The sequence below is a fragment of the Actinomycetospora sp. 2LY8.5 genome (assembly GCF_057180585.1).
The window spans coordinates 20,555-43,770 of the sequence record NZ_JBXUHE010000019.1 but is presented as its reverse complement, the minus strand read 5'-3'; the positions used below and the strand labels follow the sequence as shown (position 1 = coordinate 43,770).

Here is a 23,216-nt window from a genome sequence, read left to right as displayed (position 1 = left end):
CCTCGGGTGACGTACGAGGGCGGGGAGCCGGGAGGGAGTCGTCGCCCGGGGAACGGGACGACGCGGGGGATTCAGCGGGCCACGGGGAACAGGCCGCGTCCGGGGACCGAGATCGGTCGGGGAACGCCGGGCGCGAGGAGCCCCGTCAGGAACAGAGCGCGCTGGAGATGCGCGAGAGATCCACGTGCCGCCGTCCGGCGAGCAGGAAGTGGTTGCGCACGACCGGAAAGCTGATAGGAGGACGTCCCCCGGTCAACACGACGTCGGCCCGCTTCGGCACCGATCGGGCACCCCTGGAGGGGCGCCAGCATGACGTGCGCCATAGCTCGAACGTCTGACCAGCAATCGGTCCGAGAGGGCGAAGATCGCTGAGGTGCTCGGCGTCACAGGGCCGTATCCGCTCGTTCGGGTGACGCTCCGGCGTGCGCCCACCTCGCGGCGGGCGACATCGAGTGGGCCCACCTCGCGCTGCTGGCCGCCCGCGATCAGCGGCGCTGAGACGCGACCGGCCGGACACCGCATCGCGGTGTCCGGCTGGCGGTCGGGTGGAACGGTCAGGCCGCGGCGGCCTTGACCGCCTGACCGACCTGGGCCCGCAGCTCCGCGTACTCCGGCGAGCCCCGGAGCTCGTCGGGAGCGACGCCGGTGCGGGGCAGGCTGCTGGTGATGTCCAGCGCCACCCGGCCCGGCCGGGTGGTGAGCACGAGGATCCGCGAACCGAGGAAGGCCGCCTCGTCGGCGCTGTGGGTGACGAAGACGCTGGTGCGACCCGTCTCGTGACCCACCCGGCGCACGTCCTCCTGCAACCGTTCACGCGTCAGCGCGTCGAGCGCCGCGAACGGCTCGTCGAGCAGCAGGACCGGGTTGGGTGCCGCGAGCGCGCGGGCGATGGCGACGCGGTGCTGCTGTCCCCCGGAGATCTCCCAGATCTTCCGGTCGGCGGTGCCGCCGAGGCCCACCCGCTCGAGCAGGCCCTCGCGCGCGGTGGCCCGGTCGGCCTTGTCGATCCCGGCGTAGGCGAGGGCGACCTCGACGTTCCCGCCGACCGACCGCCACGGGAACAGTCGGGGCTCCTGGAAGACGACGCCCGCCCCGCGGCCCGGCACCGGCGGCTCGCCGGAGACCGTGAGCGTGCCCTCGGTGGGGGTCTCGAACCCGGCGATGAGCCGCAGCAGCGTGCTCTTGCCGCAGCCCGACGCGCCGACCAGCACGAGGAACTCACCGGGGGTCACGTCGAGGTCGAGCGGGCCGAGCGCGGGCACCGGCCCGGAGCGGCCGCGGTAGGTGTGGCTCACACCGGACGCGGCGATGCCGCCGACCGCCTGCGCGACCTTCCCGGCTGCGGCCGCGGTACCGGTCTCAGCTGGTGAGGACACCGGGCAACCCCCTCGTGTAGACGGCCCGCTGGAGTGTCGCGAGGTCCTGCGCGGCCGGGATCTGCCCCTGCTCGGCCAGGAACTGTGACGCGCTGCGCAGGTTCTCGGCGATGTTGCCGGGCGCCCCGTCGGTACCCAGCCACTCGGGCGACGACTGCTGCTGCGGGGTGAGGAACACGCCCTGGCGCAGCTGCGCGGCGGCCTGCTCGGGCGTGGCCCCGATCTCGGCGCCGACCGCCGCGGCGGCCGCGGCGGGGTCGTTCTGGATGGTCTGGGTGCCGCGGGCCTGCACCTTGCGCCACGTGTCGACGACGTCCGGGTGGGCCTGGGCGAACGTGGTGGAGACGACACCGAGGTCCAGCGTGGGCTTGCCCGCCGTGGCGAGCTCGCGGCTCGTGATCAGCGTCTTGCCCGACGCCCGGAGCTCGTCGAGGGTCGGCAGCCAGGTGTAGACGGCGTCGATGTCCCCGCGCTGCCACGCGGCCAGCGAGGCCTGCGGCTGCAGGTCGACGAGCTGCACGTCGTTCGGGCCCAGTCCGGCCTGCTGCAGCGCGACGAGGAGGCTGTAGTGCGCGGTCGAGGCGAACGCGGTGGCGACCCGCTTGCCGCGCAGGTCGGCGACCGTGTTGATGTTCGTGCCGTTGCGGGCGACGAGGGCCTCGTTGTCACCGGCGACGTCGAGCACGTACGCGACCTGGTAGCCGATGTTCAGCGGGGCGGACAGACCGCGCGCCACCGGGCTCGAGCCGATCGCGGCGAAGTCGATCTGGCCGGCGACGAACGCGGTGTTGATGTCGGCGCCGGAGTCGGACTTCGTCCACTGGATGTTGTAGTTCGGCAGCGCCTCCTCGAGCCAGCGGTTGTGCTTGACGACGAGGTCGCCGCTGGGGAACGACTGGTAGGCGAGGCGGATGGTCTGCTTGCTGTCGTCCTGGCCGTCGTCGACCGCGCAGCCGGCCAGCGCCAGCAGCGCGACGAGGACGGCGGCGAGGATCTGCAGCCCTCGCCGGGTGCTCGAAGGTGACCTCATGCCAGACCTCTCCAGGGAACGGCGCGACGCTCCACGACGCGCAGAAGACCGTCGATGACGAGCCCGGAGATGCCGATGGCGAAGATGCCCACGAGCACGACCGGGGTGTTGTTGTAGTTGCTGGCGTCCTTGACGACGCCGCCGATACCGGGGATGCCGTTGAACAGCTCGGCGGCGACCACCGACGAGTAGGCGATGCCGACCGAGAGCCGGATGCCGGTGAACGTCTCGGGCAGCGCCGACGGGACGACGACGTCGCGGATCACCTCGAGGCGGGTCGCCCCCAGGGCCCGCGCGGCCTCGATGAGCCGCTGCGGAGCCGCCGCCACCGCGGCCGCCGTGGCGACCGCCGCCGGCGGGAACGCCGCGAGGGCCAGCAGCGTGATCTTCGGGGCCTCGTCGATACCCAGCCAGATCACGAGCAGGAAGAAGTAGGCCAACGGCGGCAGCGCCCGCAGGAACGTCAGCCACGGCTCGAGCACCGCGCGCACCCAGGACACCGTGCCCATCGCGAGGCCGATGACCACGCCGACGATCACCCCGGCGACCACACCGAACAGGACCCGGCGCAGGGTCATGTACAGGTGCTCCCAGATGAGGTAGCCGCCGTAGCCGCGGTTGCCGCCCTCGGTGGTGGCGGTCCCGACGAAGGCGTCCCACACCTGCGACGGGTAGGGCACGAACGTCTGGCTCCAGATGCCGCTCGCGGCGACCAGGTACCAGAGCACCAGGAAGACCAGCAGGGAGACGAGCGGCAGCAGCAGCGTGCGGTAGCGGACGAACCAGCCGGGCCCGGCCCGAGGGGCGGGGGGTGTCGGTGGTGGCGTCCCGGCCGTGGCATCGGCGGGGGCGGACGTGGACATGCTCGGTCAGGCCTTTCCGGGCAGGGGTGATCGCACCCGCGGCGGGGTGCGCGCGGGCGTGGGTGGACAGCGGGGAGGAGCGCGGCTGCTCTCCAGGGGTCAGTGCAGCGTCGGCCCACCCCCGTTGACCACGAGGTTCTGGCCGTTGATGTCCAGGATCTCGGCCTGCTCCACCCGGAGGTCGAGCTCGCCGTACCGGTGCGGCTGCTCGCCGAAGTAGCGGTTGAGGCCGATGTTGATGTGCCCGGCGCTGGGCTGGCGGATGGCGTTGAGCTGCAGCTTCTGCCGTGCGTTCTGCGGGGTCGTCATGACTGCTCCTGGGGGGTCAGGTCGACGGCGACGACGAGCCGGCCGCCGGTCCTGCGGATGGCGGCGATCTCGGGGGCGGCGGCCGCGAGGACGTCGCGCACGCGCTCGTCGGCGTCGTCGCCCGCTCCGAGGTGTCCGCCGGGGACGACCAGGGCATCGAGCGAGCGGCGCTCGCGCCGGACACCGTCGAGGAACTCGGTCGCCGCGGCGTCGTCACCGGTGGCCGTGGTCCGCACGACGATGCCCTGCTGCTGCGCGATGTGGTCGAGCGCGGCGTCGTCGTGGCCGCGCCCGCCGTCGACCGAGACGACGACGTGGCGCTCGAGCGACGAGCCGTGGACGGGAGTGGTCTCCAGGTCGATGCCGAGCACTTTCGTGTCGACGGCGCGGAGGGGACCGCTGATGGGCATGACTCTCCTACGGGGTGGGACGGGTGGGCCGGCCGCGCTGACGACCCGACAGAAGGGGTCGGAACGGGGGTTCCGGGCAGCACGGCTCGGCCGACACGCGCGGTGGCTCGGGGTCCGTGACGACCCGGGGCCGTGCCAGGGCGCCGGCTCAGGAGGCCGGGAGCGAGGCTGCTGCCGTCGCGGTGCCCGCCGACGGCGAGCTGAGCGCTATCGCGAACAGATGGCGCTGGTGACGCGCTGGAGGTCGACGTGGCGGCGGCGCGAGAGGTCGTGCATGCGCACCTCGCTCCTCTGCAGGCCGCAGCCCGACGGGGCCGGGCGTCGTCGACGTCGCCATGATCCTTCGGCGCGGGCGACGCGGTGGTCAAGAGGCGCCGAGCCGGGAGTGGTCGGCGTCTCCGCCGCCGCCGCGCGGCCGCTCGCACGACGTATAGAGCCGCCGGGGCGCGCGCCGACGATGCCGTGACGGACACCACACGAACGGGTGAGGCCGGAGGCTGCGGGCTCGACACTGGGTCACGGCTGGGGGGCTGCTCTCCGCGGGAGGAACGATGACCGCCGCTGCTCGGGGTGCTCGGCATTCTCGCGGTGCAGGCGCTGGTCTGCGTCGCGATCGTCCGCTACTTCCTCACCACCGCCCGCGACGGCTTCGGGTGGTGGACGACGTTCGCCGCCCCGGTCCTCGGTTTCGCGGCGATGGCCGGCGCCTGCCACCTGCTCGTCGAGAACCGCGCGGCCCTCGCCGCCGCGGAGGGCGTGCCGTTCATCAGCGTCCTGCCGTGGGTCCCGCTGGTGATCTTCGTGGTCGGAGTGGCCATCGCCCTGTACTTGAGGGCCCGGCGGCCTGCGGTGTACGCAGGTCTCGGCCACTTCAGCCTCGCGGACCCCGAGCTCGACGACCAGACCGGCAAGGAGGTCACCCCGTGACCGCACTCGAGGAGCCCACGACCGTCGAGACCGGCCGGGGCCGCGTCCACCCGCTCGAACCGCTCTCCGGTGACGAGATCCGCGAGGCCGCCCGCCTGCTGCGCGAGGGCCGCGGGCTCGCCGACACCGCCCGGTTCGTGTTCGTGACCCTGCACGAGCCGAGCAAGCAGGCCCTGGCCGGCCGCGGGAACGGTGCCCGCCTCGCCCGCGAGGCCGAGATCGTGCTCTACGAGCGGTCCGAGCGGCTGGTCTACGAGGCCGTCGTGTCGCTCACCGACGGCGAGGTCGTCTCCTTCGAGGCCCGCCCCGGCGTGCAGTCACCGGTCACCGGCGAGGAGTTCTTCGCCTGCGAGGACATCGTGCGCGCCGACCCGCGCTGGCAGGAGGCCATGCGCCTGCGCGGGGTCACCGACCTCGACCTGGCCATGGTCGACCCGTGGGCGTCGAGCTGGACCGGGCCCGAGGACGACGCCTCGCGCCGGCGCATCCTGCGCCCGCTGACCTGGGTGCGCTCCGCCCCCGGCGAGCACGGTTACGCCCGCCCCGTGGAGGGCCTGATCGTCACCGTCGACCTCGACGCGCGCGAGGTCGTCGACGTCCAGGACCACGGCGTCGTGCCGTTCCCGCCCAAGCCGGGCAACTACGAGCAGCCCTGGATCCACGACCCGGACAACGTCCCGCGGGTGGACGCGCTGCGCGAGGGCATCAAGCCCCTCGACGTCGTCCAGCCCGAGGGGCCCAGCTTCACCGTCGACGGGCACGCGGTGCGCTGGCAGCGCTGGCGGCTGCGCATCGGCTTCTCCCCGCGGGAGGGCGTGATCCTGCACCAGGTGACCTGGGACGACCGTGGCCGCGCCCGGCCCGTCCTGAACCGGGCCTCGCTGGTCGAGATGTACGTGCCCTACGGCGACCCCGCCCCCACCCACCGGTTCAAGAACGTCTTCGACCAGGGCGAGTACGGCGTGGGCTGGCTCGCGAACTCGCTGCGGCTGGGGTGCGACTGTCTCGGCCACATCCACTACTTCGACGGCGTCGTCAACGACCAGGACGGCGAGCCGGCGGTCATCGAGAACGCGATCTGCATGCACGAGGAGGACGTCGGGATCGCGTGGAAGCACACCGACTTCCGCACCGGGGCCGTCGAGGTCCGCCGTCGCCGTCGCCTGGTGATCTCCTCGATCGTCACGGTCGGCAACTACGAGTACGGCTACTTCTGGTATCTCTACGACGACGGCGTCCTCGAGTACGAGGTCAAGCTGACCGGGGTCATCTCCACCGCGGCGATCGCGCCCGGCGAGACGCCGGCGCACGGGTCGCTGGTCGCACCCGGGCTCTACGGCCCGCACCACCAGCACTTCTTCTGCGTCCGCCTCGACGTGGCCGTCGACGGGCCGCGGAACACCGTGGTCGAGCTCGACTCGGTGCCCAGCCCGCCGGGTCCGGCGAACCCGCACGGCAACGCGTGGGAGGTCCGGCGCACCCCGATCACCTCCGAGTCCATGGGCGGCCGGGACGTCGCGCCGCAGCACGCGCGGACGTGGCGGATCGAGAACCCGGAGGCGACGTCGTCGGTCGGCGGGCCGACCGGCTACCAGCTGATGCCCGGCGCCACGGTGCCGCCGATGTTCCCGGCCGACGCGCTCTACGCGCCGCGCTCGGGGTTCACCGAGCACACGGTGTGGGTCACGGCCTACGACCCGAGCCAGCGCTTCGCCGCCGGCGACTACCCGCTGCAGCAGCCACGCAGCACCGGGCTGCCGACGTACCTCGACGGCGACCGTCCGCTGGAGGGCGCCGACGTCGTCGTCTGGTACACGATGGGCGCCCACCACGTCGTGCGGCCCGAGGACTGGCCGGTGATGCCGGTGTCGACCATCGGCTTCATGCTGCGCCCGAGCGGCTTCTTCGACGGGAACCCCGCGCTCGACGTACCGCCGAGTCACAACGGTCACGAGCGTCACCACGAGCACCACGGCTGAGGCCCGTCCGGCGGGTGGTCTTCCGCGCCCCGGCGTGCGAGGCTCCTCGGTGTGAGCGGACCGGGACCTGGCGTGGTGCTGGTCCGTCGTTTCTGGGTCGATCTGCTCCGGCTCGTGGCCAGCGGCTGTCGCACGACGTCCGTGCGCCGCTGACCCGATCTCCCCCTCGGGCGCGGCACGGTGCTGCGCCCCTGCTGTCGACCACGGGCCCATCGTGCTGCGCTCCGCACTCCCCGGAGCCCTCATGACCGCCGTCCCGTCCGACCCGCCCGTCCGCCAGATCGCGACCCGCCGCCCGGTCCCGATCGGTCGCGGCCGCAGCATCGCCGCCGCGGCGCGCCGGCCGCGCACCACCCAGCTCCTGCACGCCGTCGAGTCCGCGATCACGCGCCTCGACGGGCTCACCGGCTCGTTCGACCACGCCACCCGCACCGCGCTCGACCGCCGTCTGCGCGACGCGCTGACCCGGCACATCGGGCGCACCGGCGAGAACGGGCCTGCCGTGCCCGCCGTCCGTGTGGCGTGCGCGCACCTCGCCGCGGGCGACCTCGAGTGGGCCTACCTCTCGCTGCTCACCGCCCGCGACCAGCTGGAGTGAGACGATCACCGGCGTGAGCCGCCCCGACAAGGAACGTCCCGACTCGCTCGGGTTCGCGACGCAGGCGGTGCACGCCGGCAACGCCGTCGACGCCGGCAGCGGGGCGATCCGCACGCCGCTGGTGATGGCGAACTCCTACGCGCTGCCCGAGAACCCCGAGGAGCTGTCGTGGTCGGGGTTCGACGTGCCGCTCTACACACGCAACACCGGGGCCAACCAACGCGCGCTGCAGCAGAAGCTCGCGCTGCTCGAGCAGGGTGAGGACGCCGTCGTCCTCGCGACCGGCGTCGCCGCCCTGCACGGGGTGTTCTTCACGTTCCTGCGCACCGGCGACCACGCCGTGGTCTCCGACGTCACCTACGAGGCGTCGTACCGGCTCTTCGCGGAGATCCTCCCGCGGCGCTACGGCGTCGAGGCCACGTTCGTCGACACCGCCGACCCCGACGCCGTACGCGCCGCGATGCGCCCGACCACGAAGCTCGTCCACACCGAGGTGATCGCCAACCCGACGACACGGGTGTGCGACATCGCCGCGATCGCGGACATCGCGCACGCCGGCCACGCGCTGCTCAGCGTGGACTCCACGTTCACCCCGCCCCCGCTCTACCGCCCGCTCGCCGACGGGGCGGACCTCGTCGTGCACTCGCTGACCAAGGTCGTCAACGGGCACGGCGACGCGATGGGCGGGGTGGTCGTCGGCGCGCGCGAGCACGTCGACGCCGTCCGCGCCGAGGCGATGGTCGACGTCGGCGGGGTCGTGTCGCCGTTCAACGCCTGGCTGATCTCCCGCGGCGCCATCACCCTGCCGCTGCGGCTGCGCCAGCACATCGCCTCGGCGCAGCGGGTCGCGGAGTTCCTCGCCGAGCACCCCACGGTCGCCTACGTGACCTACCCCGGCCTGCCCGGCCACCCGCAGCACGCCCTCGCGGAGCGCCAGTTCGGCGGGCGCGGCCACGGCTGGATGATGGCGTTCGCCCTCGACGGGGACGCCGCACTGCAGAACCGCTTCGTCGCCGACCTGCGCGTCGTCACCTCGGCGGTGTCGCTCGGCCACGACGAGAGCCTCATCGTGCACGTGGGCACCACCGGCGCCCGCGCGGCGTACTGGCCCGAGGAGTTCCGCCGCTACGGGCACCTGCGCCTCTCGATCGGCCTCGAGGACCCCGATGACCTGATCGCCGACCTCGGTGCCGCGCTGGAGACGGTGAGCACGTGATCGGCCCTGTTCCGGTCGTGCGCGATCGGGTAGGAAGGTGGTCGTGAGCCCACTGGTGCGACGTCTGCACGTCGACCTCTGCCGGCTCGCGACGACCACATGTCGTCGCGGCTGATCTGCTCGCGCCCTCTCCCTCCCCGGCAAGCGCCCCGGGCCGTCGCGCGCCCGCGAGCCGTTCCTGCCTGCTCAGAAAGGCACATCCATGGCTGCTCAGCCCAAGGAGTCCGTCGTCCCGTTCGCCGTCCACGGCGAGGGCACCGGCGTCGCCCAGACACTCACCGCCGGCGGTCACGTCTTCGAGACCGACGCCTACCCCGCGTTCGGCGGCGCCGACGCCGCCCCGAGCCCGCTCTTCTACGCCCTCGGCTCGCTGACCTCGTGCAACCAGGTCACGGCCGCCCTCGTCGCGAAGGACCTCGGCATCACGCTGGGGAAGTGGACCTTCGACATCCAGGGCGACCTCGACACCGCGGTGCTCGTCGGCGGCGCCGAGGGCAACGCGAACTTCGACAAGGTCGCGGTCCGCGCGACCGTCGAGACCGACGCCGGCGACGAGCAGTTCGCCACGCTGGTGTCGGAGACCGAGCGCCGCTGCCCCGTGACGCAGCTCTTCCGGCGCTCGGGCCTGGAATTCGTCAACGACTGGACGCGCGCGGAGCTCCCCGCGGCGGTCTGAGGCGCGTGGTCTTTGCAGCGAACGTGCTGTTCGCTGCTTCTATGCGCGCGAAGTCCCCGTTCGCTCACGAGCGCGCCCATCCCCGCGTCCCTTTCCGTGGCGCATCACGCAGCGTCTTGTCCCGACCCCGCGCGGTGTGCCAGATTCGAGGTCGAGTCCCCGACGACGCCCGACGGAGGTGAGTCGCCCGTGCCCCGCCGACCTGCGATGACGCTCGTGCTGCTCACGGTCCGGCGCCACGTCGACCTCGTGCGCCTCGCCAGCGCGCTCTGTCGGCGCTGACGACTCCACCCTCTCTCCTCCGCCGCCGGAGGAACGTTTCTCGGCGGCATTCCCACCGTCCCGCGACGGCGATTCCGCGCTGCCCGAAAACGGACACGGCCGAGAATTGCCCGGGACGATCCGCAGAGCAGGAGTATGCGCATGTCCGTCACGACGTCCGTCGACATCCGTCCCGTCGCCGGCGCCCTCGGCGCCGAGCTGACCGGGGTCCGGCTCTCCCCCGACCTGCCGGACGAGGAGGTCGCCCGCCTCCGCGCGGCGATCCTCGCCCACAAGCTGGTCGTGGTGCGGGGCCAGGACCACCTCGACGACCGGGCGCACGCCGGCTTCGTCCGGCGCCTCGGTCCGCTGACCACCGCCCACCCGACGATCACCGGCGGCCAGGAGGAGACGGCGATCCTGCCCGTCGACTCCGAGCGCGGGAACCGTGCCAACAGCTGGCACACCGACGTCACGTTCGTCGACCGCCCGCCGGCCTTCACGACGCTGCGCGCGCTCGTCCTGCCGCCCTTCGGCGGCGACACCGTCTTCGCCAACACCGCGGCGGCCTACGCGGGCCTGCCCGAGGGGCTCAAGACCCTGGTCGACGGGCTGTGGGCCGAGCACTCGAACGACTACGACTACGCCACCGCGCACGCCACCGACGGGGTCAGCGGGCGGGCCGCGGAGTACCAGCAGGAGTTCACCTCGACGGTCTACAAGACGCACCACCCGGTCGTGCGCGTCCACCCCGAGACCGGCGAGCGCACACTGGTGCTGGGCCACTTCGTCAAGCGGTTCCTCGGCTACAGCGGCACCGACAGCCGCACGCTGCTCGACCTCCTCCAGGACCACGTGACGCGCCTGGAGAACACCGTGCGCTGGCGCTGGGCGCCGGGCGACATCGCGCTGTGGGACAACCGCGCCACCCAGCACTACGCGGTGGCGGACTACGGCGACCTGCCGCGCACGATGCACCGGGTCACCGTCGCGGGCGACGTGCCGGTCTCGGTGGACGGGCAGCGCAGCGTGGCGGTCGAGGGCAACGCGGACGCGTACGCCGGGTCGGCCGGGTCGGCCGGGTCCTAGGCGTGCGGCGACGGCAGTTCCTGTCCGGGATCGCCGCCACCGCCCTCGCCACCGGAGCACTCGCCGGGTGCTCCGGTGGTGGCGGCGCGCCCCGCATGACGACCGTCCTGCGCTACCAAGGCCAGACCGGGCAGGTCACGTTCCCCGAGCTCGCTGCCGACCTCGGCCTCCTGGGCCCGGTCAGCCTCGAGTGGATCGGGAACTTCACCAGCGGCCCGCAGGACGTCCAGGCCGCGGTCACCGGCGACACCGACTACGGCGGCGCCTTCAACGGGGGCGTCCTGCGTCTGGCCGCGGCGGGGGCGCCGATCCGGTCGGTGATCGGCTACTACGGCACCGACCGCGAGACGTTCGGCGGCTTCTACGTGCCCGAGGACAGCCCGATCCGGGGTCCGCGCGACCTCGTCGGGCGCACGGTCGGCATGAACACCCTCGGCGCGCACTGGGAGGACACGCTGCGGATCTGGCTGCAGCGCAGCGGCCTGACCGCCGACGAGATCGCCGAGGTGCAGCCGGTGGTCGTCCCGCCGGTGGCCACCGAGTCCGCCCTGCGGTCCGGTCAGCTCGACGTCGCCTCGCTGCACATGGTCTACCGCGACAAGGCGCTGGCCCGCGGCGGCCTGCGCCCGCTGACCACCGACCTCGAGCTGTTCGGCTCCTTCACCGCGGGCTCCACGGTGATGCGCGAGGAGTTCATCGCCGCCAACCCGGACACGGTGGCCGCCTTCGTCGGGGGCACCGCGCGGGCCGTCGCGTGGGCGCAGACCCGCCCGCGCGACGAGGTCGTGGCCCGGTTCAAGGACATCATCCGGCGCCGCGGGCGCAACGAGAGCCTCACGACCGTCGACTACTGGCACTCGACCGGCGTCGCCCTGCCCGGCGGTGTCATGGCCCGCAGCGAGTTCACCAGGTGGCTCGATCTCCTGGAGGCCGACGGGATCGTCGCCCCGGGCCGCGTCGACGTCGACCGCGTCGTCACCAACGCCTTCAACCCCTACGCCGCCGAGGCGGGACCGGTGGGAGCCCGATGAGCAGCAGCATCCGTTTCGAGCACGTCACCCGGAGTTTCCCGGGCCGCGAGGCCGGCGCCCCGCCGGTCACGGCGCTCGACGACGTCGACCTGGAGGTCGCCGCCGGCGAGCTCGTGACGCTGGTGGGGCCCAGCGGCTGCGGGAAGTCGACGCTGCTCGACCTCGTGGCGGGCCTGTCCTCCCCCAGCTCCGGTCGGGTTGTCGTCGACGACCGGGAGGTGAGCGGCCCCGGCCTCGACCGCGGCGTGGTGTTCCAGCAGTACGCCCTGCTGCCCTGGCGCACCGCCCGCGCCAACGTGGAGCTGGGGCTGGAGGCCAACGGCACCCCGCGCCGCGACCGCGCGGAGCGGGCCCGGGAGTACCTCGACCTCGTCGGGCTCGCCGGCTTCGAGCGCCACTACCCGCACGAGCTCTCCGGCGGCATGACCCAGCGCGTCGCGATCGCCCGCAGCCTCGCCTTCGACCCCGCGGTGCTGCTCATGGACGAGCCGTTCGCCGCCCTCGACGCGCAGACCCGCGAGACCCTGCAGGACGAGCTGCTGCGGATCTGGGCGCGCACCGGCAAGACCATCCTGTTCATCACCCACGGCATCGACGAGGCCGTCTACCTCGGCAGCCGCGTCGCGGTGCTCACCGCCCGCCCGGGGCGTGTCAAGGAGATCGTCGCGGTCGGCGACCTGCCGCGCGGCGACCCCGATGTCGACGTCCGCTCGAGCCCCGAGTTCTCCCGGGCGCGCCACCAGGTGTGGACGTCCCTGCGCGCGGAGACGAGGCGTCAAGAGGAGCACGCCGATCGGGGAGCTCGACCCCTCGAGGTCGAGACGCAGCACGACCGGACCCAGGAGGCCCGCGTTGACCAGCACGCTTGAGCCGACCGACGAACGCCCCGAGGCGCCCGCGACCCCGGCACCACCGCGAAGGCGAGGGCGTCGCCGCGGCGTCACCCTGATCCGCGGCAGCGCGGCGATCCTCGCGTTCCTCGCCGTCTGGGAGGTCGTGCCGCGCCTCGGACTGGTCGACCGCGTGTTCCTGCCCCCGTTCTCCGAGGTGCTCGCCGCCTGGTGGCGGCTCGCCGTCAGCGGCGAGCTGGGCGAGCACCTCGGGGCCAGCCTCGTCCGCGCGCTGGGCGGGCTCGCGCTGGCCGTGGTCGTCGCGATCCCGCTGGGCATCGCGCTCGGCTGGTACCGGCCCGTCGCCCAGGCGCTGAACCCGCTGCTGGAGATCTTCCGCAACACCGCGGCGCTGGCCCTGCTGCCGGTGTTCGTGCTGCTGCTCGGGCTCGGCGAGAGCTCGAAGATCGCGCTGGTGATGTTCGCGTGCTCGTGGCCGATCCTGCTGAACACCGCGAGCGCGGTGCGCACGGTGGACCCGCTGCTGGTGCGCTCGGCGCGCTCGCTGGGCTTCGGTGCCGGTGCGGTGTTCCGCAAGGTCGTGCTGCCCTCGACGGTCCCGACGCTGTTCACCGGCGTGCGCCTCGCGGCCGCGGTGTCGCTGCTGGTGCTCGTCGCCGCCGAGATGGCGGGCGCCAACGCCGGGCTCGGCTACCTGATCACCGCCGCGCAGTTCAACGTCGAGGTCCCGCAGATGTACGCGGGCATCCTGACGATCTCGCTGCTCGGACTCGGCATCAACCAGCTACTCGTGCTGCTGGAGCGGCGCGTCAGCCGCTGGCGGCCAGCGACCGGGTGAGCGAGGCTGGGAGCACTTCTGGAGAGGAGAGACCCGTGCCCGGACTCCCCGTCCTCGACCTGCGCCGCTTCCGCTCCGGCGACCACTCCGCTGATCGGGGGGCGTTCCTCGACGAGCTGCGTCGCGCCGCGCGGGAGGTCGGCTTCTTCACCGTCGTCGGCCACGGCATCGACCCGGAGCTGACGGCGCGGCTCGACGACGAGGTCCGCCGGTTCTTCGCGCTACCGATCGAGGACCGGCTCGCGATCGAGAACACCGCGTCGCCGCACTTCCGCGGCTACAGCCGCGTCGGCACCGAGCGCACCGGCGGCGAGGCCGACCAGCGCGAGCAGATCGACATCGGGCCCGAACGGGCGCCGGTGACCGGGGACGCCCGCTACTGGGGGCTCGTCGGACCCAACCAGTGGCCGCCGGCGCTGCCCGGCCTGCGCGACGCCGTGCTCGCGTGGCAGGCCGAGGCGCTGCGCGTGAGCCAGGAGATCCTGCGGGCCCTCGCGGCGTCGCTGGGCCAGCCCGAGGACCACTTCGACCGCTGGTTCGACGACGAGTCGCACCTGCACCTCAAGGTCCTGCACTACCCGGGCGGGGCGGCGACCGCCCAGGGCGTCGGAGCCCACAAGGACTACGGCTTCCTCGCGCTGCTGCGCCAGGACGACGTCGGCGGCCTGGAGGTCCAGGTGCCCGGCTCCGACGACTGGGTCGGCGCCGCCCCCGTCCCGGACGGCTACATCGTCAACATCGGCGAGATGCTCGAGGTCGCCACGCGCGGCTACCTCACCGCCACCCGCCACCGCGTCACCGGCCCGCCCGCAGGCGTCGACCGCTACTCCGTGGCGTTCTTCCTCGGCCCGCGCCTCGACGCCGTCGTCGAGCCCGTCGACCTCCCGCCCGAGCTCGCCGCGCAGACCGGCGACTGGGACCCGAACGACGACCCCGACAACCCGCTGCTCGCCGCCTACGGCGAGAACGCCCTGGTCGGCTGGCTGCGCTCGCACCCCACGGTGGCCGAGCGGTTCTGGAGCTAGCCGGAGCCGTCCGCCGACCGCGAACACCGGCCCGATCCGCCGGCGCGGTCCCTAACGTCCCTGCCATGACGGTGACGACGCGCTCGGTCGAGTACCCCGCCGACGGTCTGACGATGGTCTCCCACCTCGCGCTCCCCGACGGCGAGGGCCGGCGTCCCGCGGTGCTCATCGGTCCCGAGGGACCGGGGCTCAACGCGTTCCAGCGCCGCCGCGCCGACGCCCTCGCCGAGCTCGGGTACGTCGCGCTGGCCTTCGACATCCACGGCGGGCGGTGGTTCGCCGACCCGGAGGAGATGCTGGCGCGCTGCTCACCGCTGCTCGGCGACCCGGAGCGGATGCGGGCCATCGGGCACGCCGCACTCGACGTGCTGCGCGCCGAGCCACGCACCGATCCCGGGCGCATCGCGGTCGTCGGCTACGGCACCGGCGGCGCCATCGGGCTCGAGCTCGGGCGCGCCGGGGTCGACCTGCGCGCGATCGCGACGGTCAACGGGCTGATCACGGGTCGGCCGGGCGAGGCGGCGAACATCCGCTGCCCGGTGTGGGCCGGGGTCGGCTCGGAGGACCCGATCCAGCCGCCCGCGCAGCGCGACGCGTTCGCCGCCGAGATGCAGTCCGCGGGCGTCGACTGGCGCCTCGTCGTCTACGGTGGCGCGCTGCACGCGTTCCACCACCCGCCCATCGAGGACACGAGCCAGGTCCTGCTCCCCGGCGTCGGGTACCACGCCCGGCACGCGGCGCGGGCGTGGGACGACGTCGTCGGACTACTCGCCGAACAGCTACCGCCGGTATGACGCCCCGCGGTGCTCGGCGGGCAGGCGGTCGCCCTGACCGAAGAGCTTGTGGCGCAGGGTGCCCGACGTGTACTCCGTCGGGTAGACACCCCGGCGCTGCAGCTCGGGCACGAGGTGGGTGACGACGTCGGCGAACGTGCCGGGCGTGGTCGCGTACGGCAGGTTGAAGCCGTCGACGTCGGTCTCGTCGACCCACGACTGCAGCTCGTCGGCGACCTCCGCGGGCGAGCCGACCACCCGCGGGCCCATCCCGCCGATCCCGCCCCAGCGGGCGATGTCGCGGACCGTCCACTCCTTGCCGCTCGGGTCGGCCTGCTGGAAGGACGCGACGGCGCTCTGGATGGCGTTGGACGCGACGTCGCCGATCGGGTCGTCGAGGTCGTAGCGGGACAGGTCGACGCCCATCCAGCCCGACATGAACACCAGCGCGCCCTCGTCGCTGGAGTACGCCGCGAGCGCCTCGTGCTTGGCCCGCGCCGCCGCCGCCGACTCGTCGGTGATCACCGTGAGCATCGTGTAGATCTTCGCGCTGTACGGGTCGCGGCCGGCGTCGGCGAGCGCCTTGCGGATGTCGGCGACGGTCCGCGCGAGCACCTCCTTGGTCGGCGCCCCGGTGAAGATCGCCTCGGCGTTCTCCGCGGCGAAGCGCTGCCCGCGCGGGGACGCTCCCGCCTGGTAGATCACCGGCGTGCGCTGCGGCGACGGCTCGGAGAGGTGGATGCCGTCCACGTCGAAGAAGCGGCCGTGGTGGTCGATCGCGTGGACTTTGTCCGGGTCGGTGAACACGCCGCGCCCGGCGTCACGCACCACCGCGTCGTCGTCCCACGAGCCCTCCCACAGCTTGTAGAGCACCTCGAGGTACTCGTCGGCGTGGTCGTAGCGCCGATCGTGGGGCATCTGGTCGGCCTCGCCCATCGCGCGAGCGGCGGCGGGCAGGTAGCCGGTGACCACGTTCCAGCCGAAGCGGCCGTTCGTGAGGTGGTCGAGGGTCGAGGCGCGGCGGGCGAAAGGGTAGGGGTGCTCGAAGCCGGTCGCCGCGGTGACCCCGAAGCCGAGGTTCTCGGTGACCGCGGCCATCGCCGAGACCAGCATCATCGGGTCGTTGACGGGGATCTGTGCGCCGTGGCGGAGCGCGGCGGTGGCGTCGGCGCCGAAGACGTCGTAGGTGCCGAGCACGTCGGCGATGAAGATGCCGTCGAAGACGCCGCGCTCGAGCAGCTGCGCGAGGTCGGTCCAGTAGCGCAGGTCCCGGTAGTCCGCCGAGCGGTCGTCGGGGTGGCGCCAGAGGCCGGGCGACTGGTGCGCGACGCAGTTCATGTCGAAGGCGTTGAGGTGGAGGCGGCGGGGCACGCCTCGACACGATCACCGGGCTCCCGCGCAGGGCAACGGTCCTGTCGTCCACACCACCCGGGCCTCGATCGCGATTGACCGGTCGTGTAGCGGGGAGGAGCGTGGAGCGCGTGGTCCTCCTGGTCTCACGTCGTCACGTCGATCTCGGCCGTCTGGCGTCGTCGCTCTGAGGCGGCGGCCCGTCCCGCCGTCCCCTCAGTTCCAGGAGCCACCCGCCATGCCCGTCGAGTTCCTCGGCATCGCCGCCACCAACAACGGGTCGGAGATCACCCCGCGCTCGGGTCCCGCCTTCGACCCCGACTACACGTTGCGCCTCGCCCGCGCCCACCGCGACAACGGCTGGGACCGCGTGCTCACCGCGTACTCGTCGGGCAGCCCCGACCCGGCGCAGGCCGCGACGTACATCCTCGACCACGTCGAGGGCCTGCAGCTGCTCGTCGCGCACCGCCCGAACCTGTCGATCCCGACGTTCGCGGCGAAGACGTTCGCGACGATGGACCAGATCGGCGGCGGGCGCGTCACCGTGCACGTCATCACCGGCGGCAACCAGCACGAGCAGGCCCGCGAGGGCGACCGCCTGAGCAAGGACGCGCGGTACGCCCGCACCCGGGAGTACATGCAGATCCTCAAGCGGGCCTGGACCGAGACCGCGCCCTGGGACTTCGCCGGCGAGCACTACGCGTTCGAGGACTTCGCGCTCGACGTCCGCACCGCGCAGCAGCCGCGCATCCGGCTGTCGTTCGGCGGGTCGAGCGACGCCGCCTACGCGGTCGGCGGCGCCGAGGCGGACATCTACGCGCTGTGGGGCGAGCCGCTCGCCGAGACCGCCGAGCAGATCGCCACCGTGCACGCGGCGGCCCGGGCGGCGGGGCGCACCGAGATGCCGCGCATCCAGGTCGCGTTCCGCCCGATCCTCGGCGCCACCGAGGAGGCGGCGTGGGAGAAGGCCTACGCCACCGTCGCGCGGATCGAAGAGCGCACGCAGGGCGGCACGACGCCGCTGACCAACCGCCACCGCCTGACCGACCCGGAGAACGCGGGGTCCCAGCGCCTGCTCGCGGTGGCCGCGCGCGGCGAGCGCTTCGACCGGGCGCTCTGGACCGTCACGGCGAAGGCGACCGGCGGGGGCGGCAACTCCACCGCGCTCGTCGGCACCCCCGAGACGGTCGCCGCGGCGCTGCTCGACTACTGGGACATCGGCGTGGACATCCTCTCGGCGCGCGGCTACGACCTGCTCGCCGACGCCGAGGAGTTCGGCCGCGAGGTGATCCCGCTCGTGCGCGCGGGCGTGGCGCAGCGCGAGGCCGAGGGGCGCCCGCGCGGCATCCACACCGTCTCCGCGGCGTAGCGACGGCGGCCGGCCAGGCGGCAGGATCATCGCCGTGGCGAGGATGCGTGCCGTGGTGCTCAGCGGGCCCGGGGACCTGAAGGCCCTGCAGATCAAGGAACTGATCGTCCCCGAACCGATGCCCGGCCAGGTGCTGATCGCGGTGAAGGCGTTCGGGATCAACCGCTCCGAGCTCCACACCCGCCTCGGGCTGGCCGAGGGCGTGACGTTCCCCCGCGTGCCCGGGATCGAGGCCGCCGGCGTCGTCGCGGTCTGCCCGGGCGGCGAGTTCGCCCCCGGCCGACAGGTGGCGACGATGATGGGCGGCATGGGCCGCACCGTCGACGGCGGCTATGCCGAGTACACCTGCGTGCCGGTCGAGCAGGTCATCCCGTTCACCAGCGACCTGGACTGGCCGACGCTCGGCGCCGTCCCGGAGATGCTGCAGACCGCGTACGGCGCGCTCACCGACGGGCTCGACGTGCAGGCGGGCCAGACGCTGCTGATCCGGGGCGGGACGTCGTCGGTGGGGCTCGCCGCGGCGGTGCTCGGCAAGGCGCGCGGGCTCACCGTGGTCGCCACGACCCGCACCGGCGCCAAGATCGCGCGGCTGCGGGCCGTCGGCGTGGACCACGTGCTGATCGACGACGGTGAGGTCGCCCGTCAGGTCCACGACACCCTCGGCGGCGGCGTCGACGCGGCCCTCGAGCTCGTCGGCACCCCGACCCTGCCCGACACGCTGCGCGCCACGCGGCGCCACGGCGTCGTGTGCTTCGCCGGAATGCTGTCGAACGAGTGGACGGTGCCGGACTTCTACCCCATCGACTACCTGCCCCGCGGCGTCCGCCTCACCGCGTACGGCGGGGACGCCACCGACCTCCCCGCCGACGTGCTGCAGGGATTCCTCGACGACGTCGCCGCCGGACGCGCGACCGTCCCGCTGGGCCAGGTCTTCCCGATCGAGCGCATCCGCGACGCCCACTCGATCATGGAGGCCGACCGGGCGACGGGGAAGCTCGTCGGGCTTCCCCGTCCCCTGCGGTGGCGGCCGCGGAGCTGATCCGGAAGCAGCGAACGCGCCGTTCGCTGCTTCTAGCGCAGCGAACGGCGCGTTCGCTCCACCACGGTCAGCTGTACCAGGTCGGCTGGGGCAGCTCGTCGACGAGCACCCAGCGCCCGACCTCGCGGCGCTTGTAGGCCACCGGGTCGTGCAGGGTATGGGTCCGCACGTTGCGCCAGAAGCGGTCGAACGCGAGCGTCGACGTCGTCGCGCGCGCGCCGAGCACCTCGAACACCCGGCTGGTGACCTCCAGCGCGACGTCCGTAGCCCGCGCCTTCACCGCCGCGACGCGCACCTCGTGCTCGCCCCGGGCCTGCTCGGTGACCGCGTCCGGGTCGCGGTGGATCGGCAGGGCCTCGAGCGCGACGGCGTCCGCCAACGCCTCGACCGCCCAGAGCTTGGCGGTCAGGTCGCCGTAGGTGTCGATCACGTACGGCTCGTCGACCGCCCGATCGAGGCCGCTGTGCAGCCACGCGCGCGTGGTCTCCCGCGTGTACCGGGCCGCCTCGTCGAGCGCCCCGCGGGCGATCCCGAGGTAGAGGCTGACGAACACGAGCTGGATCACCGGCACGTTCAGCGTGTTGTAGACGCGCGGTGTGAACACCTTGTCGCGGAACCCGGCGGCCGCGGCCCACGGCACCCGCACCCCGTCGAGGGTCACGCTGCCCGACTCGGTGAGGCGCTGGCCGATGTTGTCCCAGTCGTCGTGGAACGTGATCGCCGGCTGGTCCGACGGCACGATCGCGAAGATGTGGGTCGCGGGGTCGTTCTCCAGCACCCCCTCGAGCACCGTCACGTCCGAGACCTTGCTGCCGGTCGAGAACGACTTGTGCCCGCTGAACGTGATCTCGTCGCCCTCGTCGCGGACGATGACGTCGGCGTCGCGCGGGTTCACCGCGCCGCCGAAGAACCACCGCTGACGGGTGGCCTCGGACTCGACCTGCTCGATCTGCTCCGGCGTACCCACCAGGCGCGCGGCCCAGAACCAGAGCAGGTGGTAGCCCAGGAGCTGGCCGATCGAGCCGTCGCCGGCGGCCACCTCCCGGATCACCCGGTAGGCGAGAGGCCACTCCTGTCCGCCGCCGCCGTGCTCGACGGGCCCGAGCAGCGTGACGAGTCCGGAGTCCTTGAGCAGGGCGACCTCGGCGTACGGGGTCGCACCGGCGGCGTCGCGCGCGGCGGCGTCGACGGCGAGCAGCCCGCGGACGAGGCGGGCGCGGTCGAGCCATTCCTCCTCGGTGCGGGGCGTGGGCAGGGTGCTGAAGTCGGTGGTGGGGCGGGAGAGCGTGCTGGTCATCGGGATCTCCTCGTGCAGGAAGGTCAGGGGGACGAGGAGGTCCGACAGCCCTGCGAGCACACCCGCGCATGGTCGATGTGCCGGCGCCGCACGAACGGCACCGCCGGGAGCACACCCATCAGCGCCGCGCGGGCAGCGGGTGACGGCGCAGGTCGTCGCGCAGGCGCGCGAGCGTGGTGGCGACCTCGGCGGCGATGCGCTCGGCGTCGCGGTCCCAGTTGTCGGTGCCGGCGTCGTCGCTGGTCACCTCACGACGGACCAAGGCGTCCAGGTCGGTGAGGAGCTCGGCGACGGCGGCGCCCCTCGGACTGAATCTGCGGCTGAGCTGGGGGATGGTGGTGGCCATGCGGGATTCCTCCGGTGGATCTCACCCGGGACGGTGGCCGCGGTCGGCGAGGAGAAGTGAACGAGGGCGAGCAGCGGCGCCTGGCGACAGAAGTCGTCCAGCAGGGCTGCCGCGCGTTGCGCGAGGGACATGTCGTGCTCCGACGGTGCATGAGGTCGTCACACCCGGGACGGCTCCTCGGGCGTGCTCAGCGGGTCAGGAGCGACAGATGGCCGCGGAGGTCCGGCACAGGTCGACATGACGGCGCCACGCGTGCCACACGGTGGTCGGCGCCTCGGTCACGATCACAGACGTTACGCAGGTGCCCGGCCCCGACGCCACCACCGAGTGAGCGATCCCGCCCGTGTCACAGTGGCGCCCATGGCGCACAACCCCGACGAACTGGTCCACCTCGACGTGGCGGGCGGCACCGCGACGATCACGCTCGACTCGCCACGCAACCGCAACGCGCTGTCGGCCCAGCTGCGCCGCGAGCTCTCCGCGCACCTCGACGCGGCCGTCGACGACGACGCCGTGCGTGTGATCGTCCTGACGCACACCGGCCCGGTGTTCTGCTCGGGCATGGACCTGCGCGAATCCCGATCGGCCGACTCGGCGGACCAGGGCGTCAACGAGGTCCCGGCGATCCTCGCCGCGCTCTGGTACTCCGACAAGCCCGTCGTCGCGCGGCTGGCGGGGCCGGCGCGGGCGGGTGGGGTCGGCCTCGTGTCCGCCTGCGACATCGCCGTCGCCGCGCAGGAGGCGACGTTCGCGTTCAGCGAGGTGCGCATCGGCGTCGTCCCCGCCGTGATCTCCGCGACCGTGCTCCCCCGGCTGCTCCCCCGCGCCGCGCACGAGCTGATGCTCACCGGCGAGACCTTCGGCGCCGAGCGCGCCGAGGCGGTCGGTCTGATCAACAGCGCGGTCGACGCCGACGAGCTCGACGCCGAGGTCGCCCGCTACGTCGACATGCTGGGCCGCGGCGGGCCGAAGGCCCTCGCGGCCACCAAGGCGATGCTGCGCCGCGACCGCGGCGAGCAGCTGCAGCAGGACCTCGAGGCGATGCTCGCCCTGTCCTCGGAGTTCTTCGCCTCCGAGGAGGGCCAGGAGGGCATGGCGGCGTTCGCCGAGAAGCGCGCACCGTCGTGGGTCCCGGAGGGCTGAGCCCCTCGCCCATCACGCGATCGTGATCTCCACGGCCCTTCAGAACCCGGCATTTCGGCCGATGTCCAGGACGAGGACGGTCGGGCGGCGGGGGAGCATGCGATGGGGTTCACGAAGGGGCGCAGCCTGACGCTGCTGCTCACGGGGATCGTGGCGGGCCGCTCGCGGTGCGAGTGGTGCGCCGGCGTCAGGCCAGGTTCACCACGATCACGAGGACGAGCAGCGCGATCAGAGTCGCGGTGACCCACAGGCGGGCGACGCGGCGGTCCATCCCGCTCACGCCTCCGGGACCGTGGACGCCTGTTCCTCCTCGCGGCGCGCCGCCCGGCGCTCCGAGGCCTCGAGGCGGGCGGCGACGGAGCGCTCCACCACGGTGTCGATGACCGCCGCCGCGCCCCAGCACACGGGCCCGACGACGGCCACGACCAGGACGACCTGGACGGCGAAGTCGAGCTGGGTCAGCCACAGCTCGACGCCGTCCCACCAGGTCGCGACGGCACGCAGCACGCCTCCAGACGGTACGCGCGCGGCGAGGTCGCGCGTCACCGCCCCAGGAAGTCCTCCAGCAGCGGGGCGACGAGCCCGACGCGGCTGACCACCTCGGTGTGCTTGGTCCGGGGCAGGACCGCGAGGCCGGCGTCCGGGATCGCCTCCTGCATCGCGACCGCGTGCTCGACGCGGACGAAGTCGTGGTCCCCGATCACCATGAGGGTCGGCGCGGTGACGCCCGCGAGCTGCTCGAAGGACCAGTTCTGCTCCGCGGTGACGATCGGGTCGAGCTTGGCGACCACCTGCTCGAAGGTGCTGATCCCGTACCGCACGTACTCGGCGTTCATCGCCTCGAACTCCGCCTCGGTCGGCATACGGGTCGACGTCGCGTAGGTCGACGGATCGTGGATCTCGGCGTGGTAGCCGTCCTTGCGGGTGTGCACCGCGCCCAGTACGAGCCGGTCCACCCGCCCGGGGTGGCGCAGGGCCGTCTCGAGCGCGACGAGCCCGCCCCAGCTGAAGCCCAGCACGTCGGCGCGGTCGAGCCCGAGGTGGTCGAGCACCCCGACGACGTCGTCGGCCATCCGGGCCAGTGTGATCTCGCGGCCCTCCGGGTCGGCGGTGCGCCCGTGGCCCTGCAGCTCGATCGGGACGACGCGTCGGTGCGGGGTGAGCAGGGGCATGAGGGCGCCGAAGCTCAGGTCGAGGGTCAGCATGCCGCCGTGCAGGAGCACCAGCGGCGCGCCGGCGCCGTGGTCCTCGACGTAGACGTCGATGCCGGGCAGGGAGACATACATGAGGGGATCCTCCGGTTCGGGGGTCGGGCCGTCACCGGTGGAACCGCGCCCGCTCGCCGAACTCATCGGGCCGAACTCGTCGGGCAGAACTCGTCGGGCCGAACTCGTCGGGCAGGGGCCGACTCGTCCCGGAT

The 23,216-nt window shown here is 73.2% G+C and carries 27 protein-coding genes; 16 read left to right on the top strand and 11 right to left on the bottom strand.

Going from position 1 to position 23,216, the window contains the following annotated elements; translation table 11 throughout:
- Window positions 1-554 precede the first annotated feature (554 nt).
- The 6 genes from AC2A1K_RS20005 to AC2A1K_RS19980 form a co-directional block, all read right to left on the bottom strand.
- Window positions 555-1,376: an ABC transporter ATP-binding protein gene (locus AC2A1K_RS20005; RefSeq protein ID WP_483898065.1), complete on the bottom strand. Its 822-nt coding sequence runs from the start codon at window positions 1,374-1,376 to the stop codon at window positions 555-557.
- Window positions 1,360-2,406 carry a taurine ABC transporter substrate-binding protein gene (locus tag AC2A1K_RS20000; RefSeq protein WP_483898064.1) on the bottom strand — a complete coding sequence of 349 codons (1,047 nt, stop codon included), beginning with the start codon at window positions 2,404-2,406 and terminating at the stop codon, window positions 1,360-1,362. The genes AC2A1K_RS20005 and AC2A1K_RS20000 overlap by 17 nt, the downstream gene beginning before the upstream one ends.
- Window positions 2,403-3,269: an ABC transporter permease gene (locus AC2A1K_RS19995; protein WP_483898063.1), complete on the bottom strand. Its 867-nt coding sequence runs from the start codon at window positions 3,267-3,269 to the stop codon at window positions 2,403-2,405. The genes AC2A1K_RS20000 and AC2A1K_RS19995 overlap by 4 nt, the downstream gene beginning before the upstream one ends.
- A gap of 99 nt (window positions 3,270-3,368) precedes the next feature.
- Entirely contained in the window at window positions 3,369-3,578 is a 210-nt protein-coding gene (locus AC2A1K_RS19990) for a hypothetical protein (RefSeq protein ID WP_483898062.1), read from the bottom strand.
- The gene (locus AC2A1K_RS19985) at window positions 3,575-3,988 is read right to left on the bottom strand and encodes a hypothetical protein (RefSeq protein ID WP_483898061.1); all 414 of its coding nucleotides are present in this window, start codon (window positions 3,986-3,988) and stop codon (window positions 3,575-3,577) included. The genes AC2A1K_RS19990 and AC2A1K_RS19985 overlap by 4 nt, the downstream gene beginning before the upstream one ends.
- A 207-nt stretch (window positions 3,989-4,195) precedes the next feature.
- Window positions 4,196-4,264 (bottom strand): putative leader peptide, encoded by a 69-nt coding sequence (locus AC2A1K_RS19980; RefSeq protein ID WP_483898128.1) that lies wholly within the window; start codon window positions 4,262-4,264, stop codon window positions 4,196-4,198.
- 294 nt (window positions 4,265-4,558) lie between these two features.
- Here AC2A1K_RS19980 and AC2A1K_RS19975 point away from each other — a divergent pair, with 294 nt between their 5' ends.
- From AC2A1K_RS19975 to AC2A1K_RS19915, 13 genes are all read left to right on the top strand, one after another.
- Window positions 4,559-4,915: a hypothetical protein gene (locus tag AC2A1K_RS19975; protein ID WP_483898060.1), complete on the top strand. Its 357-nt coding sequence runs from the start codon at window positions 4,559-4,561 to the stop codon at window positions 4,913-4,915.
- On the top strand, window positions 4,912-6,894 hold the full coding sequence (locus tag AC2A1K_RS19970) for a primary-amine oxidase (RefSeq protein ID WP_483898059.1): 1,983 nt from the start codon (window positions 4,912-4,914) through the stop codon (window positions 6,892-6,894). Before AC2A1K_RS19975 ends, AC2A1K_RS19970 begins: the two co-directional genes overlap by 4 nt.
- 244 nt (window positions 6,895-7,138) lie before the next feature.
- The gene (locus tag AC2A1K_RS19965) at window positions 7,139-7,492 is read left to right on the top strand and encodes a hypothetical protein (protein ID WP_483898058.1); all 354 of its coding nucleotides are present in this window, start codon (window positions 7,139-7,141) and stop codon (window positions 7,490-7,492) included.
- Between the two features lie 13 nt (window positions 7,493-7,505).
- Window positions 7,506-8,708, top strand: a complete 1,203-nt coding sequence (locus AC2A1K_RS19960) for a trans-sulfuration enzyme family protein (protein ID WP_483898057.1) — start codon at window positions 7,506-7,508, stop codon at window positions 8,706-8,708.
- A gap of 37 nt (window positions 8,709-8,745) precedes the next feature.
- Window positions 8,746-8,823 (top strand): putative leader peptide, encoded by a 78-nt coding sequence (locus AC2A1K_RS19955; RefSeq protein ID WP_483898127.1) that lies wholly within the window; start codon window positions 8,746-8,748, stop codon window positions 8,821-8,823.
- Between the two features lie 87 nt (window positions 8,824-8,910).
- On the top strand, window positions 8,911-9,384 hold the full coding sequence (locus AC2A1K_RS19950; protein ID WP_483898056.1) for an OsmC family protein: 474 nt from the start codon (window positions 8,911-8,913) through the stop codon (window positions 9,382-9,384).
- Between the two features lie 189 nt (window positions 9,385-9,573).
- Complete coding sequence (locus AC2A1K_RS19945; protein ID WP_483898055.1) at window positions 9,574-9,666, top strand: putative leader peptide; 93 nt, start codon at window positions 9,574-9,576, stop codon at window positions 9,664-9,666.
- Between the two features lie 141 nt (window positions 9,667-9,807).
- Window positions 9,808-10,734, top strand: a complete 927-nt coding sequence (locus tag AC2A1K_RS19940; RefSeq protein ID WP_483898054.1) for a TauD/TfdA dioxygenase family protein — start codon at window positions 9,808-9,810, stop codon at window positions 10,732-10,734.
- 2 nt (window positions 10,735-10,736) lie between these two features.
- Window positions 10,737-11,765: an ABC transporter substrate-binding protein gene (locus AC2A1K_RS19935; RefSeq protein ID WP_483898053.1), complete on the top strand. Its 1,029-nt coding sequence runs from the start codon at window positions 10,737-10,739 to the stop codon at window positions 11,763-11,765.
- Complete coding sequence (locus AC2A1K_RS19930; RefSeq protein WP_483898052.1) at window positions 11,762-12,634, top strand: ABC transporter ATP-binding protein; 873 nt, start codon at window positions 11,762-11,764, stop codon at window positions 12,632-12,634. The genes AC2A1K_RS19935 and AC2A1K_RS19930 overlap by 4 nt, the downstream gene beginning before the upstream one ends.
- Window positions 12,618-13,454: an ABC transporter permease gene (locus tag AC2A1K_RS19925; protein WP_483898051.1), complete on the top strand. Its 837-nt coding sequence runs from the start codon at window positions 12,618-12,620 to the stop codon at window positions 13,452-13,454. Before AC2A1K_RS19930 ends, AC2A1K_RS19925 begins: the two co-directional genes overlap by 17 nt.
- 35 nt (window positions 13,455-13,489) lie before the next feature.
- Complete coding sequence (locus AC2A1K_RS19920) at window positions 13,490-14,479, top strand: isopenicillin N synthase family dioxygenase (protein ID WP_483898050.1); 990 nt, start codon at window positions 13,490-13,492, stop codon at window positions 14,477-14,479.
- Between the two features lie 65 nt (window positions 14,480-14,544).
- Window positions 14,545-15,273 (top strand): dienelactone hydrolase family protein, encoded by a 729-nt coding sequence (locus AC2A1K_RS19915; RefSeq protein WP_483898049.1) that lies wholly within the window; start codon window positions 14,545-14,547, stop codon window positions 15,271-15,273.
- Here AC2A1K_RS19915 and AC2A1K_RS19910 read toward each other — a convergent pair.
- Window positions 15,259-16,623 carry an LLM class flavin-dependent oxidoreductase gene (locus tag AC2A1K_RS19910; protein WP_483898048.1) on the bottom strand — a complete coding sequence of 455 codons (1,365 nt, stop codon included), beginning with the start codon at window positions 16,621-16,623 and terminating at the stop codon, window positions 15,259-15,261. The two genes, AC2A1K_RS19915 and AC2A1K_RS19910, sit on opposite strands and share 15 nt — an antisense overlap.
- Before the next feature lie 217 nt (window positions 16,624-16,840).
- Here AC2A1K_RS19910 and AC2A1K_RS19905 point away from each other — a divergent pair, with 217 nt between their 5' ends.
- Both AC2A1K_RS19905 and AC2A1K_RS19900 read left to right on the top strand, forming a co-directional pair.
- The gene (locus AC2A1K_RS19905) at window positions 16,841-17,971 is read left to right on the top strand and encodes an LLM class flavin-dependent oxidoreductase (RefSeq protein WP_483898047.1); all 1,131 of its coding nucleotides are present in this window, start codon (window positions 16,841-16,843) and stop codon (window positions 17,969-17,971) included.
- Between the two features lie 43 nt (window positions 17,972-18,014).
- Window positions 18,015-19,010 carry a zinc-binding alcohol dehydrogenase family protein gene (locus AC2A1K_RS19900; RefSeq protein WP_483898126.1) on the top strand — a complete coding sequence of 332 codons (996 nt, stop codon included), beginning with the start codon at window positions 18,015-18,017 and terminating at the stop codon, window positions 19,008-19,010.
- A gap of 67 nt (window positions 19,011-19,077) precedes the next feature.
- Here the strand turns inward: AC2A1K_RS19900 and AC2A1K_RS19895 are convergent, their stop codons facing one another.
- Both AC2A1K_RS19895 and AC2A1K_RS19890 read right to left on the bottom strand, forming a co-directional pair.
- Entirely contained in the window at window positions 19,078-20,307 is a 1,230-nt protein-coding gene (locus AC2A1K_RS19895; RefSeq protein ID WP_483898125.1) for an acyl-CoA dehydrogenase family protein, read from the bottom strand.
- A 118-nt stretch (window positions 20,308-20,425) separates the two neighbouring features.
- Window positions 20,426-20,653 (bottom strand): hypothetical protein, encoded by a 228-nt coding sequence (locus tag AC2A1K_RS19890; RefSeq protein ID WP_483898046.1) that lies wholly within the window; start codon window positions 20,651-20,653, stop codon window positions 20,426-20,428.
- 360 nt (window positions 20,654-21,013) lie between these two features.
- Between AC2A1K_RS19890 and AC2A1K_RS19885 the strand changes: the two genes are divergently transcribed.
- A complete protein-coding gene (locus AC2A1K_RS19885; RefSeq protein ID WP_483898045.1) occupies window positions 21,014-21,796 on the top strand; it encodes an enoyl-CoA hydratase-related protein in 783 nt (260 codons plus the stop codon).
- A 276-nt stretch (window positions 21,797-22,072) separates the two neighbouring features.
- Here the strand turns inward: AC2A1K_RS19885 and AC2A1K_RS19880 are convergent, their stop codons facing one another.
- Together AC2A1K_RS19880 and AC2A1K_RS19875 are read right to left on the bottom strand one after the other, a co-directional pair.
- Window positions 22,073-22,303: a hypothetical protein gene (locus AC2A1K_RS19880; protein ID WP_483898044.1), complete on the bottom strand. Its 231-nt coding sequence runs from the start codon at window positions 22,301-22,303 to the stop codon at window positions 22,073-22,075.
- A 35-nt stretch (window positions 22,304-22,338) separates the two neighbouring features.
- Window positions 22,339-23,082: an alpha/beta fold hydrolase gene (locus AC2A1K_RS19875; protein ID WP_483898043.1), complete on the bottom strand. Its 744-nt coding sequence runs from the start codon at window positions 23,080-23,082 to the stop codon at window positions 22,339-22,341.
- Between the last annotated feature and the right edge of the window lie 134 nt (window positions 23,083-23,216).

Excerpts from the sequence above, each read along its gene's own strand:
- AC2A1K_RS20000 (WP_483898064.1), bottom strand. The coding sequence starts at position 2,406 with ATGAGGTCACCTTCGAGCACCCGGCGAGGGCTGCAGATCCTCGCCGCC.
- AC2A1K_RS19995 (WP_483898063.1), bottom strand. The coding sequence starts at position 3,269 with ATGTCCACGTCCGCCCCCGCCGATGCCACGGCCGGGACGCCACCACCG.
- AC2A1K_RS19990 (WP_483898062.1), bottom strand. The coding sequence starts at position 3,578 with ATGACGACCCCGCAGAACGCACGGCAGAAGCTGCAGCTCAACGCCATC.
- AC2A1K_RS19985 (WP_483898061.1), bottom strand. The coding sequence starts at position 3,988 with ATGCCCATCAGCGGTCCCCTCCGCGCCGTCGACACGAAAGTGCTCGGC.
- AC2A1K_RS19965 (WP_483898058.1), top strand. The coding sequence starts at position 7,139 with ATGACCGCCGTCCCGTCCGACCCGCCCGTCCGCCAGATCGCGACCCGC.
- AC2A1K_RS19950 (WP_483898056.1), top strand. The coding sequence starts at position 8,911 with ATGGCTGCTCAGCCCAAGGAGTCCGTCGTCCCGTTCGCCGTCCACGGC.
- AC2A1K_RS19940 (WP_483898054.1), top strand. The coding sequence starts at position 9,808 with ATGTCCGTCACGACGTCCGTCGACATCCGTCCCGTCGCCGGCGCCCTC.
- AC2A1K_RS19930 (WP_483898052.1), top strand. The coding sequence starts at position 11,762 with ATGAGCAGCAGCATCCGTTTCGAGCACGTCACCCGGAGTTTCCCGGGC.
- AC2A1K_RS19915 (WP_483898049.1), top strand. The coding sequence starts at position 14,545 with ATGACGGTGACGACGCGCTCGGTCGAGTACCCCGCCGACGGTCTGACG.
- AC2A1K_RS19905 (WP_483898047.1), top strand. The coding sequence starts at position 16,841 with ATGCCCGTCGAGTTCCTCGGCATCGCCGCCACCAACAACGGGTCGGAG.
- AC2A1K_RS19900 (WP_483898126.1), top strand. The coding sequence starts at position 18,015 with ATGCGTGCCGTGGTGCTCAGCGGGCCCGGGGACCTGAAGGCCCTGCAG.
- AC2A1K_RS19895 (WP_483898125.1), bottom strand. The coding sequence starts at position 20,307 with ATGACCAGCACGCTCTCCCGCCCCACCACCGACTTCAGCACCCTGCCC.
- AC2A1K_RS19890 (WP_483898046.1), bottom strand. The coding sequence starts at position 20,653 with ATGGCCACCACCATCCCCCAGCTCAGCCGCAGATTCAGTCCGAGGGGC.
- AC2A1K_RS19885 (WP_483898045.1), top strand. The coding sequence starts at position 21,014 with ATGGCGCACAACCCCGACGAACTGGTCCACCTCGACGTGGCGGGCGGC.
- AC2A1K_RS19875 (WP_483898043.1), bottom strand. The coding sequence starts at position 23,082 with ATGTATGTCTCCCTGCCCGGCATCGACGTCTACGTCGAGGACCACGGC.